The sequence below is a fragment of the Pandoraea fibrosis genome (assembly GCF_000807775.2).
GTDB lineage: Bacteria > Pseudomonadota > Gammaproteobacteria > Burkholderiales > Burkholderiaceae > Pandoraea > Pandoraea fibrosis.
In genome coordinates this window covers 2,437,659-2,461,754 of record NZ_CP047385.1, presented here as the reverse complement: position 1 = coordinate 2,461,754, position 24,096 = coordinate 2,437,659, and the positions used below count along the sequence as shown (strand labels likewise).

Sequence of the window (24,096 nt, the reverse complement as noted above, 5' to 3'; positions counted from 1 at the left end):
CTGACGTCATTTGTCTCGCCGCCTGCCCATTCCCTGGCCGCGGGCGCCGCTGCAAATCAGACGCAAGCACTTGCCGCGTTAGCCGCGGAATTCCAAACACTCGATGTTGTATCGATCACCTCTGAGGAACCGTTGCCGCCAGGCACCAGCCGCGAACGCGCGATAGCTGTGCACAACGATCTTCGGCATCCGGCGGTTACCGCCATTCGCGTCGACGGTATGGTGCCGAGCAAAGTGATTGATATCTCGAAGCTGCTCGATGCCGCACCCGAAACCCGCTCCGGTCCAGTCGCCCTCACACACCGCAAGGCGCATGAGGCCGAGGCACGCACGGCTGCGACAGCCCGAACGGCGTCGTTCGATACGCGCGACGATCTTTTCGTGGCGAACCGCACGGCCTCGCGCGGCAATCGCACGCAGAACACGAAGTCCCCCAGCAAGTACGATGGCGATAACGTTGCACTGGTCGACCGGCAGGGGCTGGAGCAACGCTGGGCGAAATACGACCGGAACACGGTTCTCCCGATGTTCGTCCACAGGTTCCTGACCGACAGCACTGACTCGAAGTCGGTGGCGTTCGTCGAACACCCGGAGCAGTTCCCGGCGACGTCTTACTCGGAAACGCTTGGCGGAATCGTCCTCATGCCGAACCGTCGCTATATCCCCGGTGAGCTGGAGGCGTTCCCCAGCCCATCCACACTCAACGATGCCACCCGCCACGACAATGGTTTCGTGCTGGTCGGCTACTGGGTACCCGGATCGATCTACGAAGGTCAGCAACAACTTCACGACGTATTCAAGACAGGCAAGACCGTCGGCCCGACTCAGGCGATGCAACGTCCGACCATCGGGGAGTTCAAGGCCAATACCGGACTTCCTTACATCACGACGACAACCGACGTGAAGCCGGCTCACCTCCCTATGCTGCGCGAATTCAAGAACATTGCATTAGCGAATCTGCGCGACGTCTATGGTGTCGATGAGGCTCGCGACGACGTGAAGTTCTATATGCACAGCCCGGTCTACGGCGACGAAACCGCCGGTCTCCACATTCACGTGCGTGTCAATCATGTGCTGCCCGCCGGCGAGTGGGACCTGTCTCTCAGGCTGGACGACCTGATCGCCATTCTCGAAACCCCGGGCATTGCCGACGACGACGTCAAGGAGAAGATCCTCGAACAGCATTTGCACACACGTTCGGGGAAATACTTCACCTACAGCCCGACATTTGATGCCACGCAGTTCTCCGGCATCGATTTTTCAATGCACACGAACGTCTGGCAGCGCCCGAAACCGTAATTCGTCTTCGAGGCGATCGCGCCCGAGCCGTCGATCGGCTCGGGCGCGCGGCCTGAGGCGGGCCGGCCCCCATCAGGGCACTTTATTTTGAAAAGGCGGGTATGCTATGATCCGTTTCCTCATTGGGGAGTAGCCGCCCTGTCGTGCACATCGCGCATCGGCAGGGGCGTACGTCAACAGACTTGGCCGGTTCCGGCTATGGCGTGCGCAGCCTTCGGGCCTGGCGAGACCGATGACAATGCTTCCGCCAACCGGGCCGGGATGCGTTGTCATTGGCTCGCATCAACATGGCCCGGCGGAGAAAAACATAAGGTGTCCCCATTCCTCATCTCGACCGGCGTCGTCGGTCTCGCCGAAATCGGCGACAAAACCCAACTGCTGGCCCTTGTCCTCGCGGCGCGCTTCAAGAAGCCCGTGCCGATCGTTCTTGGCATTCTCGTCGCCACGCTGGTCAATCACGGCTTTGCCGGCGCACTTGGTGAATGGCTATCCACGGCGATCAGTCCGGCCATCATGAAGTGGGCCATCGTCGCGTCGTTCATCGGCATGGCGATCTGGATTCTGATTCCCGACAAGGTCGACGATGAAGACGCCACCACCAAGCGCCAGCTCGGCGTGTTCGCAACCACCGTGCTCACGTTCTTCATCGCCGAAATGGGCGACAAGACGCAGATCGCCACGGTGATGCTCGCCGCGCGCTATCAGGACTTCTTCGGCGTGGTCGCCGGCACCACGCTCGGCATGATGCTCGCCAATGTGCCGGCCGTACTCGTAGGCCACAAATTCGCCGGGCGCCTGCCGACGAGGGCCGTGCACACGGTCGCCGCCATCATCTTCGCCGTCCTCGGCATCGTCACGCTGATGCAGTAAACGAAAAACGCCGGAGCGAAGCGCACGTCCCGGTGACGCGCCGCTTCGCTCCGGCGGAGTACGACGGCTTGTCGTCGCTAGCCGGCGCCCGACATCTTACTGTCCGACCTTCTGCTGCACGTTGACGGTTCGTCCGCTGGGGAACGGCAACTGCTTGAGCGCCGCGTCGATCAGGAACGGCATGGCCGACGCCAGCGATGTCCCGCCGTCACTGGTATTGGCCTGCACGCGGTACACCTCCTTGCCGCTCGCGCGATCCGTGAAGCGCAACTGCAAACCGGCGAGCGCATACGGATAATCGCGCTCGACGTAGGCCGGCGGCGGACCGTATGGATAGCCGTACCAGCCCCACGGACGTCCCCAAGGCCCCCATGGCCCCGGCGCGAACATCGGGTCATACGCCGGCTCCGCCACACGCATCATCTGCTGGGTGAGGCCGTAGCTCATGCCGATCAGGTAGTGCGCGCTCGACGGGCTCTGCTCGCTGAAGCCATCTCCCGCCAGCCGCGTGCGCAGCCACTGCTCGTAAGTCGCGTGCTCCTGATTGTTCTGCTGCTCGGCGGTGCGCGTGAGCGCATAAGTGCGCGGGCCCTCAAAACCCGGCGAATCGCCGAACGCGGTCACCTGACTCGTGACCGTGCTGGCACACCCTGCCAGCAAGACGCTGGCCACAGTCAACGTCGCCAATGCCCATCGTTTCCACATGATTGACTGCTCCAGAGAATGGCCCGGCACGCCAATGCGCACCGCTCGCGCCGATTTAAGCATAGGACGGCGCCCCGCGCACATCCGAATCCTTTGACGGCCGCATTGCAGCAAAATTCAGCAAATTTCCCGCTTAAGCCCGAACGGGCCGCCACTCCGTTACAATTTACGGATCCTTGGCCGTCCGCAAAACACCGTCCATGCTCAGAACCGACCTTGCAGGTGTCATCCAACGCTCCGACTATACGCCCCCGGCGTATCTGATCGACACCGTCCAACTTGACTTCGACCTCGCCCCCGACGTCACCACCGTCACCAGCCGACTGCGCGTACACCGCAACCCGGCCGGCCCCGGCGGCGACCTCGAACTGGTGGGTCAGGGTCTGCAACTGGTAAGCCTCGAACTCGACGGCAAACCGTGGGCCGGCTACCGCACGGGCGAAGAATCGCTCACCGTCGAGGCCCCGCCCGCCACCTTCGAACTCACGCTCGTGACGCGCTGTCGTCCGCAAGAGAACACGTCGCTCATGGGCCTGTACGTCTCCGGCGGCAACTTCTTCACCCAGTGCGAGGCCGAAGGCTTTCGCAAGATCACCTACTTCCTCGACCGTCCGGATGTGATGGCCACGTACACCGTGACGCTGCGCGCCGAGCGCGAAGCGTATCCGGTGCTGCTGGCCAACGGCAATCTGATCGACAAGGGCGATCTGCCCGACGGCCGTCATTTCGCCGTTTGGGATGACCCGTTCAAGAAGCCGAGCTATCTGTTCGCGCTGGTCGCCGGACGGCTGGTCTGCCGCGAGGAGCGCCTCGTCGCCGGCGATGGCCGCGAAAAACTCCTGCAGGTCTGGGTGCAGCCGCAGGATCTGGACAAGACCGAGCACGCCATGCACTCGCTGGTCAACTCGATCCGTTGGGACGAAGCGCGCTTCGGGCGCGTGCTCGATCTCGACCGCTTCATGATCGTGGCCGTGAGCGACTTCAACATGGGCGCGATGGAAAACAAGGGCCTGAACATCTTCAACACGAAGTATGTGCTGGCCGATGCCGCCACCGCGACCGACGACGACTTCGGCAATATCGAAGCCGTGGTGGGCCACGAATACTTCCACAACTGGACGGGCAATCGCGTGACCTGCCGCGACTGGTTCCAGTTGAGTCTGAAGGAAGGCCTGACCGTGTTCCGCGATCAGGAATTCTCCGCCGACATGATGGGCTCCGAGTCGGGCCGCGCGGTCAAGCGCATCGACGACGTGCGTGTGCTGCGTCAGGCGCAGTTCCCGGAAGACGCCGGCCCGATGGCGCACCCGGTGCGTCCCGAGAGTTACGTCGAGATCAACAACTTCTACACCGTCACCGTCTACGAGAAAGGCGCCGAAGTCGTGCGCATGTATCAGACGTTGCTGGGCCGCGACGGCTTCCGTCGGGGCATGGATCTGTACTTCGAGCGCCATGACGGTCAGGCGGTCACGTGCGATGACTTCCGCGCCGCCATGGCCGATGCCAATCGTCGTGACCTCACGCAATTCGGCCGCTGGTACAGCCAGGCCGGCACCCCGCGCGTGACGGTCGATGCCGCCTACGACGAGGCCGCCCGCACGTACACCCTCACGCTCACACAGCGCTGCCCGAAGGTCGGCGTGGAGTTGCAGGATACCCAGCTCGTCAAACAGCCGTTCCATATTCCGTTCGCCGTCGGCCTGCTCGATCGCGATGGCCGCGATATGGCGCTGCGTCTTGCGGGTGAAGCCAGCGACGCCCCCACCGCGACCACGCGCGTACTCGACTTCACGCAGGAGCGTCAGAGCTTCACGTTCGTCGATGTGCCGCATCACCCGATGCCGTCGCTGCTGCGCGGTTTCTCGGCGCCGGTGATCGTCGAGCATGAGACCACCATCGACGAACTCGCCTTCCTGATGGCGCACGACAGCGACCCGTTCAACCGTTGGGAAGCCGGTCAGCGTCTCGCCACGCGTCAGTTGCTGGCGCTCGTCGAATCGATCCAGATGGGCCAGTTGCCCAGCGTGGACAGCTACGTGCTCGAAGCCTTCCGGCAAGTGCTGCGCGACGAAACGCTCGACCCGGCGTTCCGTGCTCAGGCGCTTACGCTGCCGGCGGAGTCGTATCTCGGCGAGCAGATGACGGAGATCGACCCAGCGGCGATTCACGCGGCGCGTCAGTACCTGCGTCAGCGTCTGGCGGCCTCGCTGCACACCGAGTGGCTCGCGGCGTATCACAATCACCGCGTGCCGGGCCCGTATCGTCCGGACGCCGCTTCGGCAGGCGAGCGCGCGCTGAAGAATCTCGCGCTGTCGTATCTGATGGAGTTGTCGGACGCCGGGGTGGCCCAAACCGCCCGCACGCAATACGACACGGCCGACAACATGACGGATCGCTTCGCCGCACTCACCGCGCTCGTGCAACGCGGTGGCGCCGCACTCGAGGGCGACGCCGCCCACGGACAGAACCATGCCGCCGAAGCGCTGGACGACTTCTACCAACGCTTCGAGCACGAGCCGCTCGCCATCGACAAGTGGTTTGCACTGCAAGCCATGCAGCGCGGTGACGGCAGCCATTGCGTGATCGACGCCGTGCGTGCCCTCATGCGGCATCCGGCCTTTACGCTGAAGAACCCGAACCGCGCGCGTTCGCTGATTTTCAGCTTCTGCGCAGGCAACCCCGCCCAGTTCCACGCGGCAGATGGCTCCGGCTATCAGTTCTGGGCCGAACAGGTGCTCACGCTCGACGCCCTCAACCCGCAGGTAGCCGCGCGTCTGGCACGGGTGCTCGACCGCTGGCGCAAGTACACGCCGTCGCTGCGTGAGCATATGCACACCGCATTGCGAAGCGTCGCCGATCACAAAGCGCTGTCGAAGGACGTGCGCGAGATCGTTGAGAAGGCACTCGCCTAAGCGCGCTTTCGCTTACCGGCGAAAACAAAACGCCGCCGATACGCCAAGGTATCGGCGGCGTTTTTTCGTCGACGTCAGGCCGGGCGTTGCACGATCAGCCGGCACACACGCTTGCCGGAGCTCACACTCGTGACGTCTTCCTCGTGCAGCACAACGCCTTCGTGAAGCGCAGCGCGCACGACGTCGGGGGAGAAGGCGCTGTAGAGGCGTCCGTCCTCATGGCGAAGGTCTTCGCCCTCGGTCACTCGCCACGACACGTAAAGCACGCCGCCCGGGCGCACGAGCGACCAGAGGCGGTCGGCGGCCTGCGGCACCTCGTTCGCGGGCAGATGCATGAGAACCGTCTCGCAGACGACGTTGTCGAACTGCGCCGTCACCGCGTCAAGCTGCGGGAGTCTGCCGACGTGAAACGGCACCCACGGGAAGGATCGACTCGCCAGCTCGATGAGTGCCGGCGAGTTGTCGTAACCGACCACATCGAATCCCTGCTGCGCGAGCCACGCCGCGTCGCGACCGTTCCCACAGCCCACATCGATCGTGCGTCCGCCGGGGATGAAATGACGCACCAGCAAGGCGTACATGTCGTCCGGTGGCGGCTGGTTGAGCCAGTCCTCGCTATAACGAACGGCGTTGGCCTCGTAGGCCGCTTCGGTTTGCAGGTCCGCCATGATCGGAGTCTCCGGGGGAATGCGGGAATGGCCGCACCCGCGCGGCCATGGTTGCCATGTTGCTTACTGCGAGATCTTCTCCAGCGCGATGTCACGCGTACGCGGGCCCATCAGTCCGATGGAAAGCATGACGATCAGCATGGCACAGGAGATGAACACAAACACGCCGGTCACGCCGAAGTTGCGCAACACGGACGCGATCAGGAACGCCGTGAAGATCGCCGAGAAGCGGCTCCACGAATAAACGAAACCGACGGCGCGCGCGCGAATCCCCGTGGGGAACAGTTCCGTCTGATAGGCGTGATAGCTGTACGACATGATGTTGTTCGCGAGCGTAAGGCCGATCCCCATGGCGATCAGCAGGAACGACGATGTCACCTGCGAGAACACCAGACCGCACACGATACCGATGCCGGCCGTCCATACGATGGCGTGTTTGCGCTCGACCTTGTCGGCCATCCATAGACCGATCAGCGGCCCGACCGGTGCCGCGAGTGCGATCACGCTGGAGTACCCGAGGCTCGTCGTCACGGTCACGCCCTGCTTGATCAGCAGCGTCGGCACCCAGTTGGCGAAGCCATAGAAGCCGACCGTCTGGAAGATGTTGAACAGGATCATCATGATCGCGCGCTTGCGATACGGCGGCACCCACATGTCGCGAAACGCGCTCTTGGGCACCACCGGCTCCGGCTCGCCCGGCGGCGGCAGCGGTTTGCCGTACTCTCGGGCGACCTTGGCTTCCAGTTCGGACAACACACGATCCGCCTCGTCAAGACGCCCCTTCTGCGCGAGCCAGCGCGGGCTCTCCGGCAAGGCACGGCGAATCCACCAGACGAACACGGCGCCGTGCGCACCGATGAGCACCACCCAGCGCCAGCCTTCCAGACCGAGGAACTCACGCGGCACGAGCCAGTAGGCCAGCAGCGCGACGACCGGCACCGCGGTAAAGCCGACCGCCTGCTCGCACGCGAACGCACGACCGCGAATCTGCTTGGGCACCAGCTCGGCGATGTAGGTGCCGATCGTCACCAGTTCCACGCCGATGCCCAGCCCCACCACGAAGCGCCAGAAGTTCACGCCTGTAGCCGTCTCCTGAAACGCCATGATGACGTTGGCCACCGTGTACCAGAGCAGCGAGCCGGTGAACACCGCGCGGCGGCCGAACCGGTCGGCGAGAAAACCGCACGCGATCGTGCCGATGAACAGCCCGGCAAACAACGCGGCGATGAAGCTCGCCACGCCCGTCGTGCCGAACAGGCCCGGCGTGGTCGGCGTGAGAATGCCGCTCTTTACCAGACCGGGTGCGATGTAACCCGTGTAGAGCAGATCGTAAAGTTCGAAGAAGAAACCGAGACTGAGCAGCACCACCAGTTTCCAGACAGTGCGGGTGGGTGGCAGTCGATCGAGACGGGCGGAAATGTCGCCGGCACTCAGGCTGCTTGCCACAGCGTGGGCTTGCGCGGCCTGACTTGGAGAAGGCATGGAAGGCATTGAAACGTCGGGGGATGGCATGGAAATCGTCTCCGGGCCCGTTCGGTCATGGCCGAACTGCTCATTTGCCGACGTCTCTCAAACCACTTGCCGGCATTCGCCCGCAGTAGCCGGTACGTCGGATACACCATGAATCGACAGGCACGAGGCCGAAATTGTGCCACGAATGACACCGCGCCTGTCACCTTTGCCGCACACGTCACTGCACTGTCGCCAGTACCGAAGCCCTCAATTCGTCAAAGCTGACGATGCGCCCGGCCAAGGCACTCGCCGCCACCGTATAGGGGCTCGCGAGCCACACACTGCCCGGCCCGGAACGGCCGGGGAAGTTGCGATTGATCGCGCTGATCGTGACTTGCTCCGCCGACGTCGACTGTCCCGGCCCGCAGTTCGCACACGCGCCGCAGCCCGGCATGATGAGCGTCACTCCGGCGGCCTCGAACGTATCGAGATAGCCCCGCGCTTCACAGTAGGCACGCACGTCCATCGTGCCGAACTGCAAGAACAACGACCGCCCCTGCGCCACGCGAAGCCCATGCGCTACGCCCCAGGCAAGCACGTCGTGATACGCGTCGAAATCGTCGCGCTTGCCCGCGGTGCATGAACCGCCGTAAGCGATATCGATGGCGACGGGCGCCGTCAGTTCGGCAAGCGCCACGCCGTTACCCGGATCGCCGGGGCGCGCCAGCATCGGCATCAGCGACGCCGCATCGATGCGGATCACGTCGCGATAGCGCGCACCGGCGTCGCTCGTCATCCACGGCTCGATCACGAAGTCGACCCCGCGACGCGTCTTGAGGAAGGCCACCGTCTTCTCGTCCGGCGCCACGATGCCCGTGAAGCCCCCCAACTCGGCGACCATGTTGGTGAGCGTGGCGCGTTCGTCGATCGACATCGCCCGCACGGCACTTCCCGCGTATTCGAAGACGAGGCCGATGGCGTCGCCGCTGCGGATCGCATCGAGCCGCAACAAATGGAGCACCACGTCCTTGGCCGTCACGCCGGGCGCCAGCGCACCGTCGATCTCGATGCGCAACGTCTGCGGCACCTTGCAACGGACGTAGCCCGTCACCCAACTGTTCGCGATGTCGGTCGCGCCGGCACCGAACGCCAGACAGCCGAGCGCGCCCGCGTGGGGCGTGTGCGAATCGGTGCCGATCACGATCTGACCCGGCAACGCATAGCGCTCAGCCATCAGCGCGTGGCAGATGCCGTCGGCGCCATGCGCTTCATCGCGATCTCCGATGGGCAGTTCGCCATGCGCCAGCACCGGGTAACGCGAGACGAAATCGCGATGCCCGTTCGTCAGATTGGCCACGCCGGGCAGCAACCCCTGCGTGACGTGCGGATGGCTCTGCGCAGCCAGCACCAGATGATCCTGAAACGCGATGATGCGGGCCGGGTCGTACAGCGCCGCCGGCTCGCCGAATGCACGATGCATCAGATGCGCGCACATCCCCGTGAAGTAATCGTGAGAGAAGCGCCAGTCGACGCGCACAAATACGCCGTCGCCATGCTCGACACCGGGCGTGGCCGGATGCAGACGCCGCGCCATGATCTTCTCGACGAGCGTGCGTGGCGGTGTGTCTGCCGTATCGCTCGAAGGTGTCGCGTCGGGGTGTACCACCGGTGCGGGCCATTCCGCAAACTTGCTGAACGCGAGCAGGCCGCCACTGCGGATGATTTGCTGCGTGAGGGCGTCGCGCCCCTTGAGAAATTCGGTGATCGGAATGGCTTCGCCGGCCTGAATGCGCTCGAGCACACCGAAGTCGGTGGTCGTCAGAATGCCGATGTTGTCGCAGTTCTGCTGATAGATACGCTCGAAGCTCTCGGCAACGATCAGCCGGATGCCCGCCGACAGTTCCGCCAGCGGACTCGATTCGCGCGACGACCCCTTGCCGTAACGCTTGCCCGCGACCGTGATCTGAAAACCGCCGCGGCGCACGTCGTGCTCGCCGACGGGCATGTCGTTTCCCGCCTTGAAACCCACGTAGGGATAACGCCCGAGCCGTTCGTCGTAAGTGAGCATGACGGTGACGGGGGTGATCTCGTCGGTCGAGACGTTATCGCGCAATGCACCGGCTTCGGCGCGGGTGATGGACTCGCCGGCCAACTGCCGGCGCACGATAGCCGGGTCGTCGGACAGAAACAGCATGCGGCCGTCGAAACGAATGGTGTCTTCCATGCCAGGGAACCTCCTCGCGAAAAGCATATCCCCGGGCCCGGCGCCCGGCCATGCCGTCTGAGCAAGGTCGCCGTGACGAATCGCGAAGTCCGTGCCAATCCCGTCACCGCCGTTCAACCGCGCCGACATCTTGAGCGCCCCCTTCGTTCCTTGGGAAAATTCCGAAATATCGATGTTACAAATCGCGCGGAAGCCCATGGCGCCGAGCCACCCGGACACCGCCGGCATCGACGCCCGATGGTCAACCTAGATTTCAAACGCGCCATCGGCGAAGGCAATCGAGCGTCGATGACGTACGTACGACATGTGGACGCTATTTATCCACCACAGGGACTCACGGTCCGCATGGCGTACGGAATTGTGTCAGCCCAGGCGCGTGAGCTGCGCACTGGCAGCCATTGCGCGTCGTTTCCAGAGGAGTCATGCCATGGCGTTCAACAATGTAGGGCCGCTGACCTTCCTGAACCCTAACCAATCTGCCTACTGGTGGTATGTCCGCAACGGCGGCGAAGACTATGGCACGCAGTTTGCGAGTGCCGATGTCAAGACGCCGAATTCCGGCGGGGTCCATCGCGCTGACAACCAGCGCAAGGAGAAGGACAACAACGGTCACACCACGTATTACGTCACGATCACGAATCTTGGGCCGGGCGGTGCCTGGCATAACCTGCAAGGCGGGGGGGTGGTATGAAAATGATCGTCATTGTCGACAAGCAGGGTGCGCTTGTCGCCGCGCAGCAAAGTGACGGTGGCTTGCGCGGACAAGTGGCAGGCATCGCGGCCGGCCCCGATCAGAAGGCGCACGTCATCGATGTTCCCGATGATGTCGTGCAACTGAAAGATCCCCAGGCGTTCGCGTCGCGCATCGGTTCGCTCGTGCCACGCGCCTGAATCGGCACATTGCGATCGGCAGTCCCTGCCGCACCCCGGCGATCAGGCTGTTTCCCGGGGAGCGGCAGGCCTCAGGCGCGACAACCCCGGGATACCGGGGTCATTCCTTCTGCGCGAGAAAATTCACGACGGCCGACGCAGTCGCGCTCAGTTGGTCACGCGACGGAAACACGAGCCAGAGCTGACGATGCGCCCATTCGTCGGTGAGGGGGCGCACGACCACATCGAGCTTGCCCACGTACAACTGGCCGACTTGCTCGGGCGCGATGGCGATGCCCAGCCCCGCATGCGCCATGCGGCACAGGGCGTCGAGACTGGACACGCGAATCTTGATGCGCAGCGACGCGCCGAGCGCACTCGCCTGCTGGCGCAGCAACTGCGTCAGCGCGCTGTTGCCCTGAAGGCCCACCAGCGTCTCGCCAACGCAGGCGGAGAACGGAATCTCGCCGGTGCGCGCCGCCAACGGATGCCCCACGGGCAGAATTACGGCGAGCCGATCGCGGCGATACGGCACCATCGTGAACGCCTCGATCCCCTCGACGGCATTGCAGATACCCACATCCACCGCGCGCTCCCCCACCCGCTGGAGCACTTCGTTGCTGTGCTGTTCGTCGAGTTCGACATCCACCGCGGAAAACACGCGACCGAACGCGGCGAGGTCCTCCGGCAAAAACTGGACGATGGCCGATAGGTTCGCCGCAATGCGCACGCTGCCGCGCGCCCCCTCGTGAAACTGCGACAGCTCTGCGCCCAGCGATTCGATGGTGCCAAGGATGCGCTCTGCATAACGACGCACCGTCTCGCCAACGGGCGTGACGGTAATGCCGCGCTGGTGACGTTGAATAAGGGGAAGTCCGACGATCGCTTCGATGTCGGCAATGCGCCGGCTGATGGCCGACGGCGCAATGAATTCGCGCTCGGCAGCACGCGCCATGCTCCGCTCCTGGCACACAGCCACGAAAAGGCGCAAAGAGGTAAGGTCGAGCTTGCGGAGAAGGTTTTCCATACCGTAAGGCAATACATCGGAAATGCCGGAAACGCCCGGCTGGCGCGGCCCCGCGCGGGGCACGTCTTTTGCTGGACAAACAACGAATCGACGCCTATTATACGCATCGCGTACACATTCCTGCCGACCCGACCATGAGTGCACAGCAGACTTTCCTGCGCGACGCGATGCGTCGCCTGAACATGACCCGCGACAGCTTCGCCGAGCGCATCGGCGTTCGCCGGCGCGCCCTCGACACCTGGCTGTTGCCTGAAGATTCCAGCGAATATCGCACGATGCCGAGCATCGTGGAGAAATTCGTCGGCGAAATCCTCGGTCGCGAGGCACCGTCCGCGGAATCTACGCAAAGCGCACACAAACCGTTGCGCGAACGCATGGGTCTCGACGGCAAGCCGCATTTGATCTCGGTCGATCAGTTCTCACGCGACTCGCTCGAAGAGCTGTTCCACGTTGCCGATATCATGCAACCGATCGCGCGCCGCCAGAAGATCTCGCGCGTGCTCGAAGGTGCCGTACTCGGCAATCTGTTCTTCGAAGCCAGTACCCGAACCCGTGTGAGCTTCGGCGCCGCCTTCTGCCGTCTCGGCGGCTCGGTGTGCGACACCACCGGCTTCACCTTCTCGTCGATGGCCAAGGGCGAATCGATTTACGACACGAGCCGCGTGATGAGCGGCTACGTCGACGCCCTTGTCGTGCGTCACCCGGAAAAGGGCTCGGTCGCAGAATTCGCACGCGCCACGAACATCCCCGTCATCAATGGCGGCGACGGTCCCGGCGAACACCCGAGCCAGGCCATTCTCGATCTATACACCATCGGCCGCGAGTTCTCGCGTCTGGGCAAGCTGGTCGACGGCGCGCACGTCGCGATGGTCGGCGACCTTCGCTATGGCCGCACCGTGCACTCGCTCATCAAGCTGCTCGCGCTGTATCGCGGTCTGAAGTTCACGTTGATTTCGCCGCCGTCGCTGGAAATGCCGACGTACATTCTCGATCAGATCTCGCAAAACGGCCATGTGATCGTGCAGAGCAACTCGCTCGCCGACCTGTCCGGTGCCGATGTGGTCTACGCCACGCGCATCCAGAAAGAGCGCTTTGCCGACGAGGCGATCGAAGGTTATACGCCCGACTTCCAGATCAACGAAGCGCTCATCAACCAGTATTGCGACGCGCGCACGATCATCATGCATCCGCTGCCGCGCGACAGCCGGCCGGGCGCGAACGACCTGTCGACCGATCTGAATCACGACCCGCGACTGGCCATCTTCCGTCAGACGGACAACGGCATTCCGGTGCGCATGGCGATCTTCGCGATTCTGCTGGGCGTGGACAAGCAGGTGCAGCACAGCATGCGCGATGCCACCTGGCGCGCGCCGTCGCACATCGGCCCGGACGACGCCTTGTTTGACGGCCTCGACTGATCGGTCATCTCTCGGAAAACACCGAGACCTACCTCAGTCACACCTGAAATTGCGCTGCCCCCGAGGATTTTTCGCGGGGGCAGCGTGCCTTTACGAGTAAAATTGCGACCAAATCGAATAGGTACGCTTTTTTTGCTTTCCCGGAGGCCCACATGCGGCGCAAGACCCTTACCCAATATCTCATCGAACAGCGGCGGGAGTTCAACAACATTCCTGCCGAGCTGCGACTGCTGATCGAAGTTGTTGCGCGCGCGTGCAAGACGATCAGCCACGCCGTGTCCAAAGGCGCGCTCGGTGGCGTGCTGGGCAGCGCGGGCAGTGAAAACGTGCAAGGCGAAGTGCAGAAGAAGCTCGACGTGATCTCCAACGAGATCATGCTCGAAGCCAATGAATGGGGCGGCCATCTGGCGGCGATGGCGTCGGAGGAGATGGAAGACGTCTTCCACATTCCGAATCGCTATCCGCAGGGCGAATATCTGTTGATGTTCGATCCGCTCGACGGCTCGTCGAACATCGACGTGAACGTGTCGATCGGCACGATCTTCTCCGTGCTGCGTTGCCCGGACGGCGTGACGGACCCGACCGAGAAGGACTTCCTGCAACCGGGCTCGCAACAGGTGGCGGCCGGTTATGCGGTATACGGTCCGCAAACGGTGCTGGTGCTGACGACGGGACATGGCGTGAACTGCTTCACGCTCGACCGCGAGATGGGGTCGTGGGTGCTCACGCAGGAAGGCATGCGCATTCCGGAAGATACGAAGGAATTCGCGATCAATATGTCGAACGAGCGCCATTGGTATGCGCCGGTGCAGCGCTATGTCGGCGAACTGCTCGAAGGCAAGGAAGGCGTGCGCGGCAAGGACTTCAACATGCGCTGGATCGCCTCGATGGTGGCCGACGTGCATCGCATTCTCACGCGCGGCGGCGTGTTCATGTATCCGGCCGACAAGCGCGATCCGGACAAGCCGGGCAAGCTGCGCATCATGTATGAAGCCAACCCGATGAGCTTCCTGGTGGAGCAGGCAGGTGGCGCGGCAACGAACGGCGTGCAGCGCATTCTGGATGTGCAACCGCAGAAGCTGCATGAGCGCGTGGCCGTATTCCTCGGTTCGAAGAACGAAGTCGAACGCGTGACCGCCTATCACCACGAAGACGGCGCGAAGTAAGGGCACGGGAAACGTCGTCGCGGTGGCAAATGTCTGGCGACGACGAAAGCGCAGGATTTCTGCAATTTCAAGGATTTACGCGTAACTCACGCAGGGACAGCGAAAATTCTTCGAAAAAAGTCGTGACAAACGCAGAAAGTCTGCTATTATCTCACTTCTTCGCAGCGCCGGAGTAGCTCAGTCGGTAGAGCAGCTCATTCGTAATGAGAAGGTCGGGGGTTCGATTCCTCTCTCCGGCACCAGCGACTTCCAAAGTCCCTGGTTATGCAAGCAAGATGCAGTCCTTGGCAGTCAACAAAAAAGCCGCTCGAATATGTCGTGCGGCTTTTTTGTTTTTCTCGTTCAAAGATCGCTTGCTTCCCTCTGACGACTTCCGGCCAATGAAGTTTGGGGGCATCTCGATGATGCCTCTCGTCGATGCCCCCCCCACAGTACAGACATTCTCTCCGGCCGCCGTCACTCCCCCGTCTTGCCGCTCGCCTCGTCAGCGCCATCCATCGCGTTATCGTTCGCCCCGTCCTCGTCTTCGGCGGGCTGCGCCATCCAGGCGTGATAGCCGGCTACGCCCATCTTGCGCATCAGTGCCTCGTTGCGTTCAAAGATTGTCTCGGCTTCCGGGAACGCCTCGACGGCGCGATCGATGCTCGACTCACGCAGCAAATGCAGAATCGGATAAGGCGAGCGGTTCGTGTAGTTCTCCGCGTCGTCCGGCGTCGTGCCTTCGAATTGATAGTCCGGATGAAAGCTCGCAATCTGCAACTCGCCTTCGAGATGCAACTGTTTGAGCATGCGTTCCGCGAAAAACAACGCGTCGTTGTACTCGTGAAAATCGAGTAACGCATACGGCAAGATCAACAGCGTGGTGTCGATCTCTTGGGGGGCGGCCTCGGCCAAGCCTTGCAACTCGCGCTCCAGATCCAGCAAGGCACCTTCCATGTCCCGCGCTGCGCTCACGACGTAGCGAATCTGATCCTTGACGTGCACCGCCTTCGCGAACGGACAGAGGTTCAACCCGATCACCGCACGCGTGAGCCAATGACGCGTCGCCGCAATCACGGCCTCATGGTCTTGACTGTCCAACGATTCAGATGTGGCTTCAGACACTGGGATGGTTTTCTCCGACATACAAAAACTTCGCGATCAATCATGAATACCGCATTGTAATTCGCCCTCGCCCCTCACCGGCATGCCCGCTGTCGATAGTCCCGAGGTGCGAATACCAAATCCGGCCCGACGTATCTGCGTAACCTTTCGGCTTCCCTTGCGCCACGCACCCGACACGTCCAACGCCCATGCCCGGCATCAGCACCACTCCGTCTCCCGCTACCAGTAACACCGAATGTCTCTCGCCGACCGGTATCGATCTGGATCACCGCGTCTACCGCAAGCCTACCGCCCCGTTGGCGGCCATGACATTGTCCGAAGTGCTCGATGCACAGAAGTCCCTCAACTATCGTCCGCAAGATATCTGGCACACGTTGATCGACACGCGCACGTTCGCGAGTCGTGAGCTACGCGCCATCTGCGAAAACGCCGCCCCCAACGGATCGCTGTTCGGCGAAATGGTGACCCTGCTCACGACACAGGAAGCGGATCGTTCGCTGGATGGTCTGGCCAACGCCGGCGTTTTCTTGGCCCCGGCCCGCTCCTATCAAGTGCGTGCCGAAGACGCTGCCCTGTTACGGAGCGACGAAGGCCTGAAGCTCTGGTTGCAATACGCGGCGGCCCCCACCGGCTATCTGAATGTATTCGACGCGTCGGATGTCTTCGGTGAAACCATTGCAGCCGACTGCTCGCGCATCGACAAGATCCTGCGCGTACTGGTGGCAAGCGGTCGCGACAGAACCGACGCCCCGCCCTTACATCCCGCCGATAGCGCCCCCCGCAATCCGCTCTCGCACCTATGCAGCCAGGTCGCGCCGCAATGGCTGCATCGATTGCTCGAACTCGACGCCAGACCCGGGCAAATCAACAGCGAGGGAATGCCGTTGACGGTCGTCGCCATGAGAGCGCAAGCCGTTCGCCTGTACATGGCCAGTCACGACCCCCTGATTCCGTATGATTCATTGCGACAACTCGCTCACCTGCTTAAGCGACATGGCGCCGATTTGATGCAGTCCAACCGTGCGGGCATGCCATCGGTCGCAATACTCACTTTTCACGGGCTGTGCGGGGCGGCCGAAGCGCTGCTTGCAGCCGGCGCCGATCCGAACGCCCCCGATGCAAACGGCAATACCCTCATGCACCATCTCGCATACGTCGTTCGCTCGCGCAACGATCCGGCAAAGGCCAGCTACGCCCATCTCGCTCATTACGCGCTCATCGTCGCGTCGCAATTCGGCGGCGATCTGACCCGGGTGAATCGTGCCGGTCAGTCCCCCCGCGCGTGGCTACCGAGCCCCTTCAACCTTGCCCCGCTGGTCGACAAGGCGTTCCTCGACACCGTGCGCAACACGGCACTACGGCGTATCAGATCCCTTGTGTGACCTGCACACCCACAAGACATCGGACACCCATTGCCAGTATCGGCCCAACGCGATCTCGCAGGCCACTTCCAGTTGCGTGCCTGGCGCCCGCGTGCTCGCCACCGAATGCGCCACGTCCCTAGATTCCCCGTCCCCACATCCCCATGCCGCAATCCCCTGTCACCGCGATATCTCCACTCTCGAGTACCACCTCCCCCTCGCACCCGACACGCTCGCCCGGGCCGGAGATCCATCCCCTCGCGTCCACCGCCGCGCTTCCCTCCCTGTCCGACATGTCACTCGATCAACTGCTGCTCGCCAAACGCAACGAGCAATGTTCATCCAGAGACGTGTGGGAGACGTTGATAAGTACCACCACAACAGCCGGCAAAGAGCTGCTCGACAGTTGCCGCGTTGCGAGCGACGGCCACCCCGGGGGATTGGCCTTTACGATGGCGACCCTGTTCAGCACGCCGCCGAAAGAAAGAACGCTCGCCAGACTGGACGAAGCCGGCATCTTCCTCGACCCGATACGACGCCGAAACCTGCGCCCAGACGACGCCCCCATCCTCATGAGCGACGAGGGCCTGCAACTTTGGCTTCGGTTTGCCGCATCGCCATCGGCGTATCCGAGCGTCTTCGTCGACACGATTCTGCACGAGGCCACGCCCACCGAACCGGAGGTATCGATCGCTTCGGCACTCAAAGTGCTGGTCGTCTGCGGTCGCGACAGGACCAACGACGTCCCCGCGTCGGAGGTCCCCGGAAGCTACCACCTTCCCCTGTCTCATCTGTGCAGTCAGGTCGCCCCGGAATGGCTGCCCTCGATTCTGGAATACGGCTCAGACCCCAATCAGCTCACCGCACACGGCATTCCGCTGGTGGCTACCGCCATGGCCGCGCAAGCCGAGCGTCTGCGTCTGGCCGGGCATGATTTGCTGACCCCGCATGCGTCGCTCCATCAACTCTGCGCAATGCTCCGCTCGCACGGCGCTCGCCTCTCGCAGCCCGACCGGACGGGCTCGCCGCCGGTCATGCTACTCGCCCTCAACGGTTATTGTGCGGCGGCGGAAGCCCTGCTTTCGTCCGGCGTCGACTGCAACGCCACCGCAGGCAATCTCAACGGCAATACCCTCATGCACTACCTCGCCGCCGCGACACACCAGGCACGGCATGCATTCTCCGCCTTCTTCCTGCTTACCCTGACCCTGCGTCACGGTGGCGATCTCGACCAACCGAGCTTCGATGGCATAACGGCTCGCTCGCTGATCCCCGCCAGCCTCTCCCAGTACCTTCGCCTCACCCAGACGATGATCGCCTCGGCGCGAGAGCGCGCGGGACGCCGAATCCTGGACACCTCGGCGTCCCGGGCGAAGCACCCCAACAGCCAGCTCCCGCCCTTCGTCGCCGCCTTCGCAACGGAAGCCAACCGACTCTACTCACGAGGGAACGATCCCCTACTTCCCTGCGAGTCCCTGTTTCAATTGGGGATGTCGCTCCAGAGCAACGGCGCGGATCTGGGACGACGGCATCGGGACGGCACACTCCCCGTCATGTGGCTGACACGACGCGGCTACTGCGGCGCGGCGGAAGTCCTGCTCGCCCTATGTCCGAACGCCAACGACCCGGCGCGTGACGGCAATACGCTGATGCATGAGCTGGCTGCCGCGACGCGCGTGCCGGAGTGTGCAACGCTCGCCAGCTACATGCTCACCGTCGCAATGCGATACGAGGGCGACCCCACGCGCCCCAATCGATCCGGGGTGACGGCACTCTCGCTGCTGTCGGCTGAGCATAGTCAATTCGCGCGCGCCGGCCTCGCCATGATCGCCACCACGCGAAAACGTGCGATTGAGACCGTCACCCAGCGCCGCCAGTCCAACGCGCAACCGACAGACGCGCCAATGCGACATTCCGCCGCATCTCTATAATATGCATTTCATTTGCATCTTATAATCACCTCGCCGGCCTCCTGTTGTTGTCGTCGTGTCGTGAGCCCTTGGGGCGCCGGCGACCGAATGCCTCACCGCGAAACTCCGAGCGAGTCGAGCGGTGTCCATGAAACACCCACAAGTACGCCCAAAAAGATGCATTTAAATTACATCTTATAAACTCAGGAGTCTTGCCATGCTTTCCGCTGCTTCCCGCCCCTACATCGACGCCAGCGTTCCCGTGCTGCGCGAACACGGTCTTGCGATCACGCGTCACTTTTACGCGAGCATGTTCGAAGCGCATCCTGAGTTGCGCAATCTCTTCAACATGGGGAATCAGGCGAGCGGCGCACAGCAGCAATCGCTCGCCTCGGCAGTCTTCGCGTATGCCGCAAACATCGACAACGCCGCAGCACTCGGGCCGGTACTCGAGCGGATCGTGCACAAGCACGCCTCGGTCGGCATTACGCCGTCGCACTATCCGATTGTCGGCCGCTATCTGCTTGGTGCGATCAAGGACGTCTTGGGCGACGCCGCCACACCGGAACTGATCGCCGCATGGGACGAAGCGTACTGGTTGCTTGCGGGCGAGCTGATCGGCGCCGAAGCACGCCTGTCGGAGCGCACGCGCGCGCCGCTGGGCGCACTGCGTGAGCTGGTCGTGGCCGATGTCGACCGGGAGACCGAGCACATCGTCTCGTACTACCTGCGCACTCCGGAAGGCGGCTCGCCGGGTGAGTTTGCCCCCGGACAATACATTAGCGTCCGTGTCACCCTGCCCGACGGTCTGCAACAACGCCGTCAATACAGTTTGTCCGACGCCCCCGACGCACCCCACTGGCGCATTACCGTCAAGCGCGAAGACGCAGCCGATGCGAAACCCGCCGGCCAGGTATCGAACTGGCTGCATGCCAATCTGAAGGCCGGAGATCGCATTCTTGTGAGCCCGCCCTACGGCGAATTCACCACCTCGCTCGATGCTGCCCACCCGCTGGTGCTGCTCAGCGCCGGCGTGGGCATTACGCCGATGATGTCGATGCTCGCCACGCTGGCCGCCAAACGCTCGCGCCGCGAGATCGTGTTCGCCCATGCGGCACGTAACAGCTCGCACGTCGCGCTGCGCCGTCATCTGACCCATGCCGCCACGCAGTTGCCGAACCTGCGTGTGGCGACGTTCATCGAAACACCGCAAAGTGCCGGGCGCGACAATACCGAGCATACGTTCGCTGGCCGGATGGACCTCTCGCGTCTCGCCCTGCCCGCCGATGCCGACTACCTGCTGTGCGGCCCCGTGCCGTTCATGCGGACCCAATGGCGGGCTCTGCGCGACGCCGGCGTGCCCGCCGAGCGCCTGCATCGCGAGGTCTTCGGCCCCGATGCCCTCGACCATCTGCTTTAAGTTCTCAGGGCGGTAAACGACACAAGGCCCCCAATTCGGGGGCCTTGCGATTGCTCGATGCGGCGACTCAGCCGCAACGCAAACACCTCAGTCGATCAAGGCGCCCGACGCGTCGTAGAACGGGTGGGCACCGCCGGCGTCGTCAACGAAGGCGAGGTGCGAGACCAGCCCCGTCGCCGGCGTGAACCGGTGCAGTTGGAACGACGGCGGATCGAGCACCCAGGCCGACGGCCCGCCCTCTCGCAGATCGAGGGCCACTTGATGCGCCGGCGACGGACACACGCTTGCGACAGTGCCGGCAAAGCGGGTGTGAATCGGTCGGTGCACATGCCCGCAGATCACTCGCTCGATGTTGTCGAAGCGGCGCACGATGGCCGCGAGCTTCGCGGCATCGCCGACGTCGAGCGCCTGAATGTCCATGTGCTCGATACCGCAGGCAAACGGCGGGTGATGCATCGCGATCACCGTTGGCGTAGCGGTATCGCTCGCCAGCGTCGCCTCCAGCCATTCGAGACGCTCGCCACACAGCTTGCCTCCGCCGTGTGGCGGATCCTGCGTATCGAGCGCCACGAGTCGCAGCGGCCCGAACATGGCCGTGTATTGCACAAACCCACCCGGTTTGCCGAGATAGGCATGCTCCGGGAACACTTCGCGCAGGGCATCGCGTCCGTCGTGATTGCCGATCACTAGGTAGTACGGAATTTGCAGCGGCGTGAGCAAACGGCGCAGGTGTTCGTACTCCTCGCGTGCACCGAAGTCGACGAGATCGCCCGTCAGCACAACGAAGTCGGGACGCGGCGCCAGCGCGTTCAGACGCGCCACGCAGCGTTCGAGATAGGCGGCGGTATCCACGCGCCGATAGGCCAGCTTGCCGGGCCGTTTGATGTGAAGATCGCTGATTTGCGCGAACAGCATGTGCGGATTATCCGTGAAGCGAAAAAACATGGGCGGCGGGCAGCGACAGGCCCACCTGATCGCCGACGCGACACTCGCGACGGCTGGAAACTTCGACCAGCACCGGACCTGCCGCAGACACGCCGCTCAAGGTCAGACGCGTGCGATCGCCAAGGAACTGCACTTCATCGACACGTCCGACGAGCGGCGCATCGCCGGCGGGCACCACGATGGCGTCTTCCGGACGGAAGTACAGTTCCTCCACATCGGAGCGCACATCCGGACAGGCAACACGACCGCCTTCCAGATGGAAATGCCCATCGCGCCACACGCCGGCCAGACGGTTGAGCGTGCCGACGAAGTTCGCCACGTGACGCGAGGCCGGTTGGTAGTAAATGTCGCGCGGCGCGCCGATCTGTTCGATACGGCCTGCGCTCATCACCACGATGCGATCGCCCAGCGCCATGGCCTCGTCCTGATCGTGCGTGACGTACACGGTGGTCACGCCCAGTCCGCGCAGCAGACGGTCCATATCGGCGCGCACCGTCTCGCGCAGCTTCGCGTCCAGGGCAGTGAGCGGCTCGTCGAGCAACAGCACGCGCGGCTCCGGTGCGAGCGCGCGAGCCAACGCCACGCGCTGCTTCTGACCGCCGGAGAGTTGCGCAATGGCGCGATCGGCGAAGGGCGTGAGATGCACAAGGTCGAGCAGTTCGTTCACGCGCTTGTCGATCTGTGCCGACGGTAATCCGCGCAGCTTCAGGCCGTAGGCAACATTGCCCCGCACCGTGAAATTCGGGAACAGGGCGTAGTTCTGGAACACCATGCCCACGCGACGCTTCTCGATGGGCAAGCGCGTGACGTCTTCGTCGCCGAAGCGCACGCGGCCCCCCGCGTCAGGGCGCTCGAGTCCGGCGATCATGCGCAGGGTGGTGGTCTTGCCGCAACCCGACGGGCCGAGCAACACCAACGTCTCGCCGGCCCCGATCGTCAGATCGAGCGGCTGCAACACGGTGTTGCCGTTGAACGTCTTGGCACAGCGTTCGAGATGAATCGGGATGGAGGTCAGTTTCATCGTCATATCCTTGGCATTCGGTAGGCGTGCAATGCAGCCGTCGGGATCAGGTACGGCCTCGCGCCGATGTCTTCCCGCCCGACACCTTCGCGCGCTGGGCCGTCATCTGCATGACGACGAGCAGCGGCACGATCAACACGAAAAACACGGCCGTGTAGGCGCTACCGATCTCCAGGCGCAGCGACGCGTAGGCGTCCGCCAGCCCCACCGGCAGCGTCTTGGTATCGGGGGTGTGGAGCATCCACGTCAGGTTGAACTCACCGAGCGAGAGCGTCACCACGATGAGCGCGGCCGCCACGATTTCGCTACGGATATTGGGCAGCACCACGGTCATGAAGCGGCGCAGGAAGCTCGCACCGAGGCTCGCCGCGCCCTCTTCCATCAACTTGATGCGCGAGTCCGCGCATGCGGCGGCCACGGCGCGCACCATGAACGGCAACGTAAAAATGACGTGCCCGACCACGATGAACGCCAGACTTTCCCGAAAGCCGCGCATGCCGCCGTACACGCTGATCAGCGCGAGCGCACTGGCCAGCCCCGGCAGGGCGATGGGCAGCGTCAGCAGTTCTTCGATCCAGCGCGCAAAGCGACTCTGCCAGCGCGCCAGCACGTAACCGGCCGGCACGCCGAGCAGCGTGACCAGAACAAGCGTGGCACCGCCGACGTACAACGAATTCAGAATGGCGTCGTGATAGTCCTGCCAGACCTGAATCACCCACTTGAACGTGAGGCCGGCCGACGGACCACGGAAATAGTTCACCGACAGCCCCGCGAGAATCGACATGCCCACGGGGATCAACAGGAACGCGCACATCAGCAACGTGAGCAGCAGTTGCAGCGTGAAAAGGGTTTTCTTGAGCATGCGGATCAACCTCCGGCGGCGACAGCCTGCCCCGTGAAATTGCGGGCGAGCATGAGCACCGCCCACGTCACGATGCCGAGAATGACCGAGAGCGCCGCCGCCGTCGCGACATTGGCGTTGAGCGTGAACTCGGTGTAGATGGTCATCGGCAGCACATCGATGTCGGTGGCGAGCGTAAACGCCGTACCGAACGCACCGACCGAGGTCGCGAAACACATCGCGCCCGAAGCGATCAGTGCAGGTGCCAGCGCGGGCAACGTGACGTCGCGGGCAATGGCGAACGGCCCCGCGCCGAGCGATGCGGCGGCCTCCGTGAGCGAATGGTCGAGCGATTCCGCCGCGGCCATCACTGCGAGAATCACGCGGGGAATCGAGAAATACAGGTAACCGAGGAACAAGCCCGCGAGCGAATACGCGAACACGAGCTTGTGCCCGATGAGCTTGGTCGACAGATCGCCGATCAGGCCCTGACGTCCCGCGAGCATGATGACCATGAAACCGACCACCACGCCGGGGAACGCCAACGGCAGCGTCAGCATCGACACGAGGATCGATTTCCCCGGAAAGTCATGACGGGTGAGGAAGAGGCCCGCCACAAGCGACAACGCCAGCGTGGCAAGGGTGACCAGCGCCGAGAGCACGACGGTCTGCCACAGGCTATCGAGATAACGCGCGTTGGTGAGAATCGCGCGATAGGTCTCGAACGCGTGACCGTCGCCGCTCACCTGCACAAGGGCGGCCATCGGCAATAGCCAGAACGCCAGAAAAACCGCCAGCGCCGGTAGCAGAAGTGCCACGCGCCAGCCGCGCGGCAGGGTCAGGTCACGCATCGCTTGCTTTGCTCCTCTTCCTCGTTGGACAT

At 63.3% G+C, this 24,096-nt stretch carries 20 protein-coding genes, 1 tRNA gene and 1 riboswitch; of the genes, 11 read left to right on the top strand and 10 right to left on the bottom strand.

Annotation, left to right across the window (positions count from 1 at the left end; translation table 11 throughout):
• Nucleotides 1-168: 168 nt before the first annotated feature.
• Nucleotides 169-1,299 carry a hypothetical protein gene (locus PI93_RS11075; RefSeq protein WP_144400433.1) on the top strand — a complete coding sequence of 377 codons (1,131 nt, stop codon included), beginning with the start codon at nucleotides 169-171 and terminating at the stop codon, nucleotides 1,297-1,299.
• Between the two features lie 112 nt (nucleotides 1,300-1,411).
• Nucleotides 1,412-1,599: riboswitch (yybP-ykoY riboswitch) on the top strand.
• A 12-nt stretch (nucleotides 1,600-1,611) separates the two neighbouring features.
• Nucleotides 1,612-2,169 (top strand): TMEM165/GDT1 family protein, encoded by a 558-nt coding sequence (locus tag PI93_RS11070; RefSeq protein ID WP_039368054.1) that lies wholly within the window; start codon nucleotides 1,612-1,614, stop codon nucleotides 2,167-2,169.
• Nucleotides 2,170-2,265: 96 nt separating this feature from the next.
• Here the strand turns inward: PI93_RS11070 and PI93_RS11065 are convergent, their stop codons facing one another.
• Nucleotides 2,266-2,874, bottom strand: coding sequence for a DUF4136 domain-containing protein (locus tag PI93_RS11065; RefSeq protein ID WP_039368057.1), 609 nt, complete (start codon nucleotides 2,872-2,874; stop codon nucleotides 2,266-2,268).
• Between the two features lie 200 nt (nucleotides 2,875-3,074).
• Here PI93_RS11065 and pepN point away from each other — a divergent pair, with 200 nt between their 5' ends.
• Nucleotides 3,075-5,786 (top strand): aminopeptidase N, encoded by a 2,712-nt coding sequence (pepN, locus tag PI93_RS11060; protein WP_039368059.1) that lies wholly within the window; start codon nucleotides 3,075-3,077, stop codon nucleotides 5,784-5,786.
• Between the two features lie 74 nt (nucleotides 5,787-5,860).
• On the opposite strand, the gene PI93_RS11055 is transcribed toward pepN, so the two are convergent.
• The 3 genes from PI93_RS11055 to PI93_RS11045 form a co-directional block, all read right to left on the bottom strand.
• Nucleotides 5,861-6,454 carry a class I SAM-dependent methyltransferase gene (locus tag PI93_RS11055; RefSeq protein WP_039368062.1) on the bottom strand — a complete coding sequence of 198 codons (594 nt, stop codon included), beginning with the start codon at nucleotides 6,452-6,454 and terminating at the stop codon, nucleotides 5,861-5,863.
• Nucleotides 6,455-6,517: 63 nt separating this feature from the next.
• Nucleotides 6,518-7,936: an MFS transporter gene (locus tag PI93_RS11050; RefSeq protein ID WP_407945351.1), complete on the bottom strand. Its 1,419-nt coding sequence runs from the start codon at nucleotides 7,934-7,936 to the stop codon at nucleotides 6,518-6,520.
• 208 nt (nucleotides 7,937-8,144) lie between these two features.
• Complete coding sequence (locus PI93_RS11045; protein ID WP_039368172.1) at nucleotides 8,145-10,130, bottom strand: aconitase family protein; 1,986 nt, start codon at nucleotides 10,128-10,130, stop codon at nucleotides 8,145-8,147.
• A 427-nt stretch (nucleotides 10,131-10,557) separates the two neighbouring features.
• Here PI93_RS11045 and PI93_RS11040 point away from each other — a divergent pair, with 427 nt between their 5' ends.
• The gene (locus PI93_RS11040; protein WP_039368068.1) at nucleotides 10,558-10,821 is read left to right on the top strand and encodes a hypothetical protein; all 264 of its coding nucleotides are present in this window, start codon (nucleotides 10,558-10,560) and stop codon (nucleotides 10,819-10,821) included.
• Complete coding sequence (locus tag PI93_RS11035; protein WP_144400432.1) at nucleotides 10,818-11,021, top strand: hypothetical protein; 204 nt, start codon at nucleotides 10,818-10,820, stop codon at nucleotides 11,019-11,021. The genes PI93_RS11040 and PI93_RS11035 overlap by 4 nt, the downstream gene beginning before the upstream one ends.
• 100 nt (nucleotides 11,022-11,121) lie before the next feature.
• On the opposite strand, the gene PI93_RS11030 is transcribed toward PI93_RS11035, so the two are convergent.
• A complete protein-coding gene (locus PI93_RS11030; RefSeq protein ID WP_456238606.1) occupies nucleotides 11,122-11,955 on the bottom strand; it encodes a LysR family transcriptional regulator in 834 nt (277 codons plus the stop codon).
• Between the two features lie 206 nt (nucleotides 11,956-12,161).
• Between PI93_RS11030 and PI93_RS11025 the strand changes: the two genes are divergently transcribed.
• The 3 genes from PI93_RS11025 to PI93_RS11015 all read left to right on the top strand — a co-directional run bounded on the left by PI93_RS11025 (nucleotide 12,162) and on the right by PI93_RS11015 (nucleotide 14,853).
• On the top strand, nucleotides 12,162-13,445 hold the full coding sequence (locus PI93_RS11025; protein WP_039368173.1) for an aspartate carbamoyltransferase: 1,284 nt from the start codon (nucleotides 12,162-12,164) through the stop codon (nucleotides 13,443-13,445).
• Nucleotides 13,446-13,597: 152 nt separating this feature from the next.
• Entirely contained in the window at nucleotides 13,598-14,611 is a 1,014-nt protein-coding gene (locus PI93_RS11020; RefSeq protein WP_039368077.1) for a class 1 fructose-bisphosphatase, read from the top strand.
• 166 nt (nucleotides 14,612-14,777) lie between these two features.
• Nucleotides 14,778-14,853 (top strand) — tRNA-Thr (locus tag PI93_RS11015).
• A 214-nt stretch (nucleotides 14,854-15,067) separates the two neighbouring features.
• Here PI93_RS11015 and PI93_RS11010 read toward each other — a convergent pair.
• On the bottom strand, nucleotides 15,068-15,715 hold the full coding sequence (locus PI93_RS11010) for a DUF1415 domain-containing protein (protein ID WP_236105600.1): 648 nt from the start codon (nucleotides 15,713-15,715) through the stop codon (nucleotides 15,068-15,070).
• A 188-nt stretch (nucleotides 15,716-15,903) separates the two neighbouring features.
• Here PI93_RS11010 and PI93_RS11005 point away from each other — a divergent pair, with 188 nt between their 5' ends.
• From PI93_RS11005 to hmpA, 3 genes are all read left to right on the top strand, one after another.
• The gene (locus PI93_RS11005; RefSeq protein ID WP_039368080.1) at nucleotides 15,904-17,097 is read left to right on the top strand and encodes a hypothetical protein; all 1,194 of its coding nucleotides are present in this window, start codon (nucleotides 15,904-15,906) and stop codon (nucleotides 17,095-17,097) included.
• A 272-nt stretch (nucleotides 17,098-17,369) separates the two neighbouring features.
• The gene (locus PI93_RS11000) at nucleotides 17,370-19,007 is read left to right on the top strand and encodes a hypothetical protein (RefSeq protein WP_144400431.1); all 1,638 of its coding nucleotides are present in this window, start codon (nucleotides 17,370-17,372) and stop codon (nucleotides 19,005-19,007) included.
• Nucleotides 19,008-19,203: 196 nt separating this feature from the next.
• The gene (hmpA, locus tag PI93_RS10995) at nucleotides 19,204-20,406 is read left to right on the top strand and encodes an NO-inducible flavohemoprotein (protein ID WP_039368086.1); all 1,203 of its coding nucleotides are present in this window, start codon (nucleotides 19,204-19,206) and stop codon (nucleotides 20,404-20,406) included.
• Nucleotides 20,407-20,493: 87 nt separating this feature from the next.
• On the opposite strand, the gene PI93_RS10990 is transcribed toward hmpA, so the two are convergent.
• Genes PI93_RS10990 through PI93_RS10975 form a run of 4 tightly spaced genes read right to left on the bottom strand, consistent with a single transcriptional unit; the run spans nucleotide 20,494 to nucleotide 24,064 of the window.
• A complete protein-coding gene (locus PI93_RS10990; protein ID WP_039368089.1) occupies nucleotides 20,494-21,321 on the bottom strand; it encodes a phosphodiesterase in 828 nt (275 codons plus the stop codon).
• 7 nt (nucleotides 21,322-21,328) lie between these two features.
• A complete protein-coding gene (locus PI93_RS10985) occupies nucleotides 21,329-22,372 on the bottom strand; it encodes an ABC transporter ATP-binding protein (protein ID WP_039368093.1) in 1,044 nt (347 codons plus the stop codon).
• Nucleotides 22,373-22,418: 46 nt separating this feature from the next.
• Nucleotides 22,419-23,234: an ABC transporter permease gene (locus PI93_RS10980; protein ID WP_039368097.1), complete on the bottom strand. Its 816-nt coding sequence runs from the start codon at nucleotides 23,232-23,234 to the stop codon at nucleotides 22,419-22,421.
• Between the two features lie 5 nt (nucleotides 23,235-23,239).
• Nucleotides 23,240-24,064 (bottom strand): ABC transporter permease, encoded by an 825-nt coding sequence (locus PI93_RS10975; protein ID WP_039368098.1) that lies wholly within the window; start codon nucleotides 24,062-24,064, stop codon nucleotides 23,240-23,242.
• Nucleotides 24,065-24,096: the final 32 nt, after the last annotated feature.

Coding starts and splice junctions, on each gene's coding strand:
- PI93_RS11065 (WP_039368057.1), bottom strand. CDS start 2,874: ATGTGGAAACGATGGGCATTGGCGACGTTGACTGTGGCCAGCGTCTTG.
- pepN (WP_039368059.1), top strand. CDS start 3,075: ATGCTCAGAACCGACCTTGCAGGTGTCATCCAACGCTCCGACTATACG.
- PI93_RS11055 (WP_039368062.1), bottom strand. CDS start 6,454: ATGGCGGACCTGCAAACCGAAGCGGCCTACGAGGCCAACGCCGTTCGT.
- PI93_RS11050 (WP_407945351.1), bottom strand. CDS start 7,936: ATGCCTTCTCCAAGTCAGGCCGCGCAAGCCCACGCTGTGGCAAGCAGC.
- PI93_RS11045 (WP_039368172.1), bottom strand. CDS start 10,130: ATGGAAGACACCATTCGTTTCGACGGCCGCATGCTGTTTCTGTCCGAC.
- PI93_RS11040 (WP_039368068.1), top strand. CDS start 10,558: ATGGCGTTCAACAATGTAGGGCCGCTGACCTTCCTGAACCCTAACCAA.
- PI93_RS11035 (WP_144400432.1), top strand. CDS start 10,818: ATGAAAATGATCGTCATTGTCGACAAGCAGGGTGCGCTTGTCGCCGCG.
- PI93_RS11030 (WP_456238606.1), bottom strand. CDS start 11,955: ATGGCGCGTGCTGCCGAGCGCGAATTCATTGCGCCGTCGGCCATCAGC.
- PI93_RS11025 (WP_039368173.1), top strand. CDS start 12,162: ATGAGTGCACAGCAGACTTTCCTGCGCGACGCGATGCGTCGCCTGAAC.
- PI93_RS11020 (WP_039368077.1), top strand. CDS start 13,598: ATGCGGCGCAAGACCCTTACCCAATATCTCATCGAACAGCGGCGGGAG.
- PI93_RS11005 (WP_039368080.1), top strand. CDS start 15,904: ATGCCCGGCATCAGCACCACTCCGTCTCCCGCTACCAGTAACACCGAA.
- PI93_RS11000 (WP_144400431.1), top strand. CDS start 17,370: ATGTCACTCGATCAACTGCTGCTCGCCAAACGCAACGAGCAATGTTCA.
- hmpA (WP_039368086.1), top strand. CDS start 19,204: ATGCTTTCCGCTGCTTCCCGCCCCTACATCGACGCCAGCGTTCCCGTG.
- PI93_RS10990 (WP_039368089.1), bottom strand. CDS start 21,321: ATGCTGTTCGCGCAAATCAGCGATCTTCACATCAAACGGCCCGGCAAG.
- PI93_RS10985 (WP_039368093.1), bottom strand. CDS start 22,372: ATGAAACTGACCTCCATCCCGATTCATCTCGAACGCTGTGCCAAGACG.
- PI93_RS10980 (WP_039368097.1), bottom strand. CDS start 23,234: ATGCTCAAGAAAACCCTTTTCACGCTGCAACTGCTGCTCACGTTGCTG.
- PI93_RS10975 (WP_039368098.1), bottom strand. CDS start 24,064: ATGCGTGACCTGACCCTGCCGCGCGGCTGGCGCGTGGCACTTCTGCTA.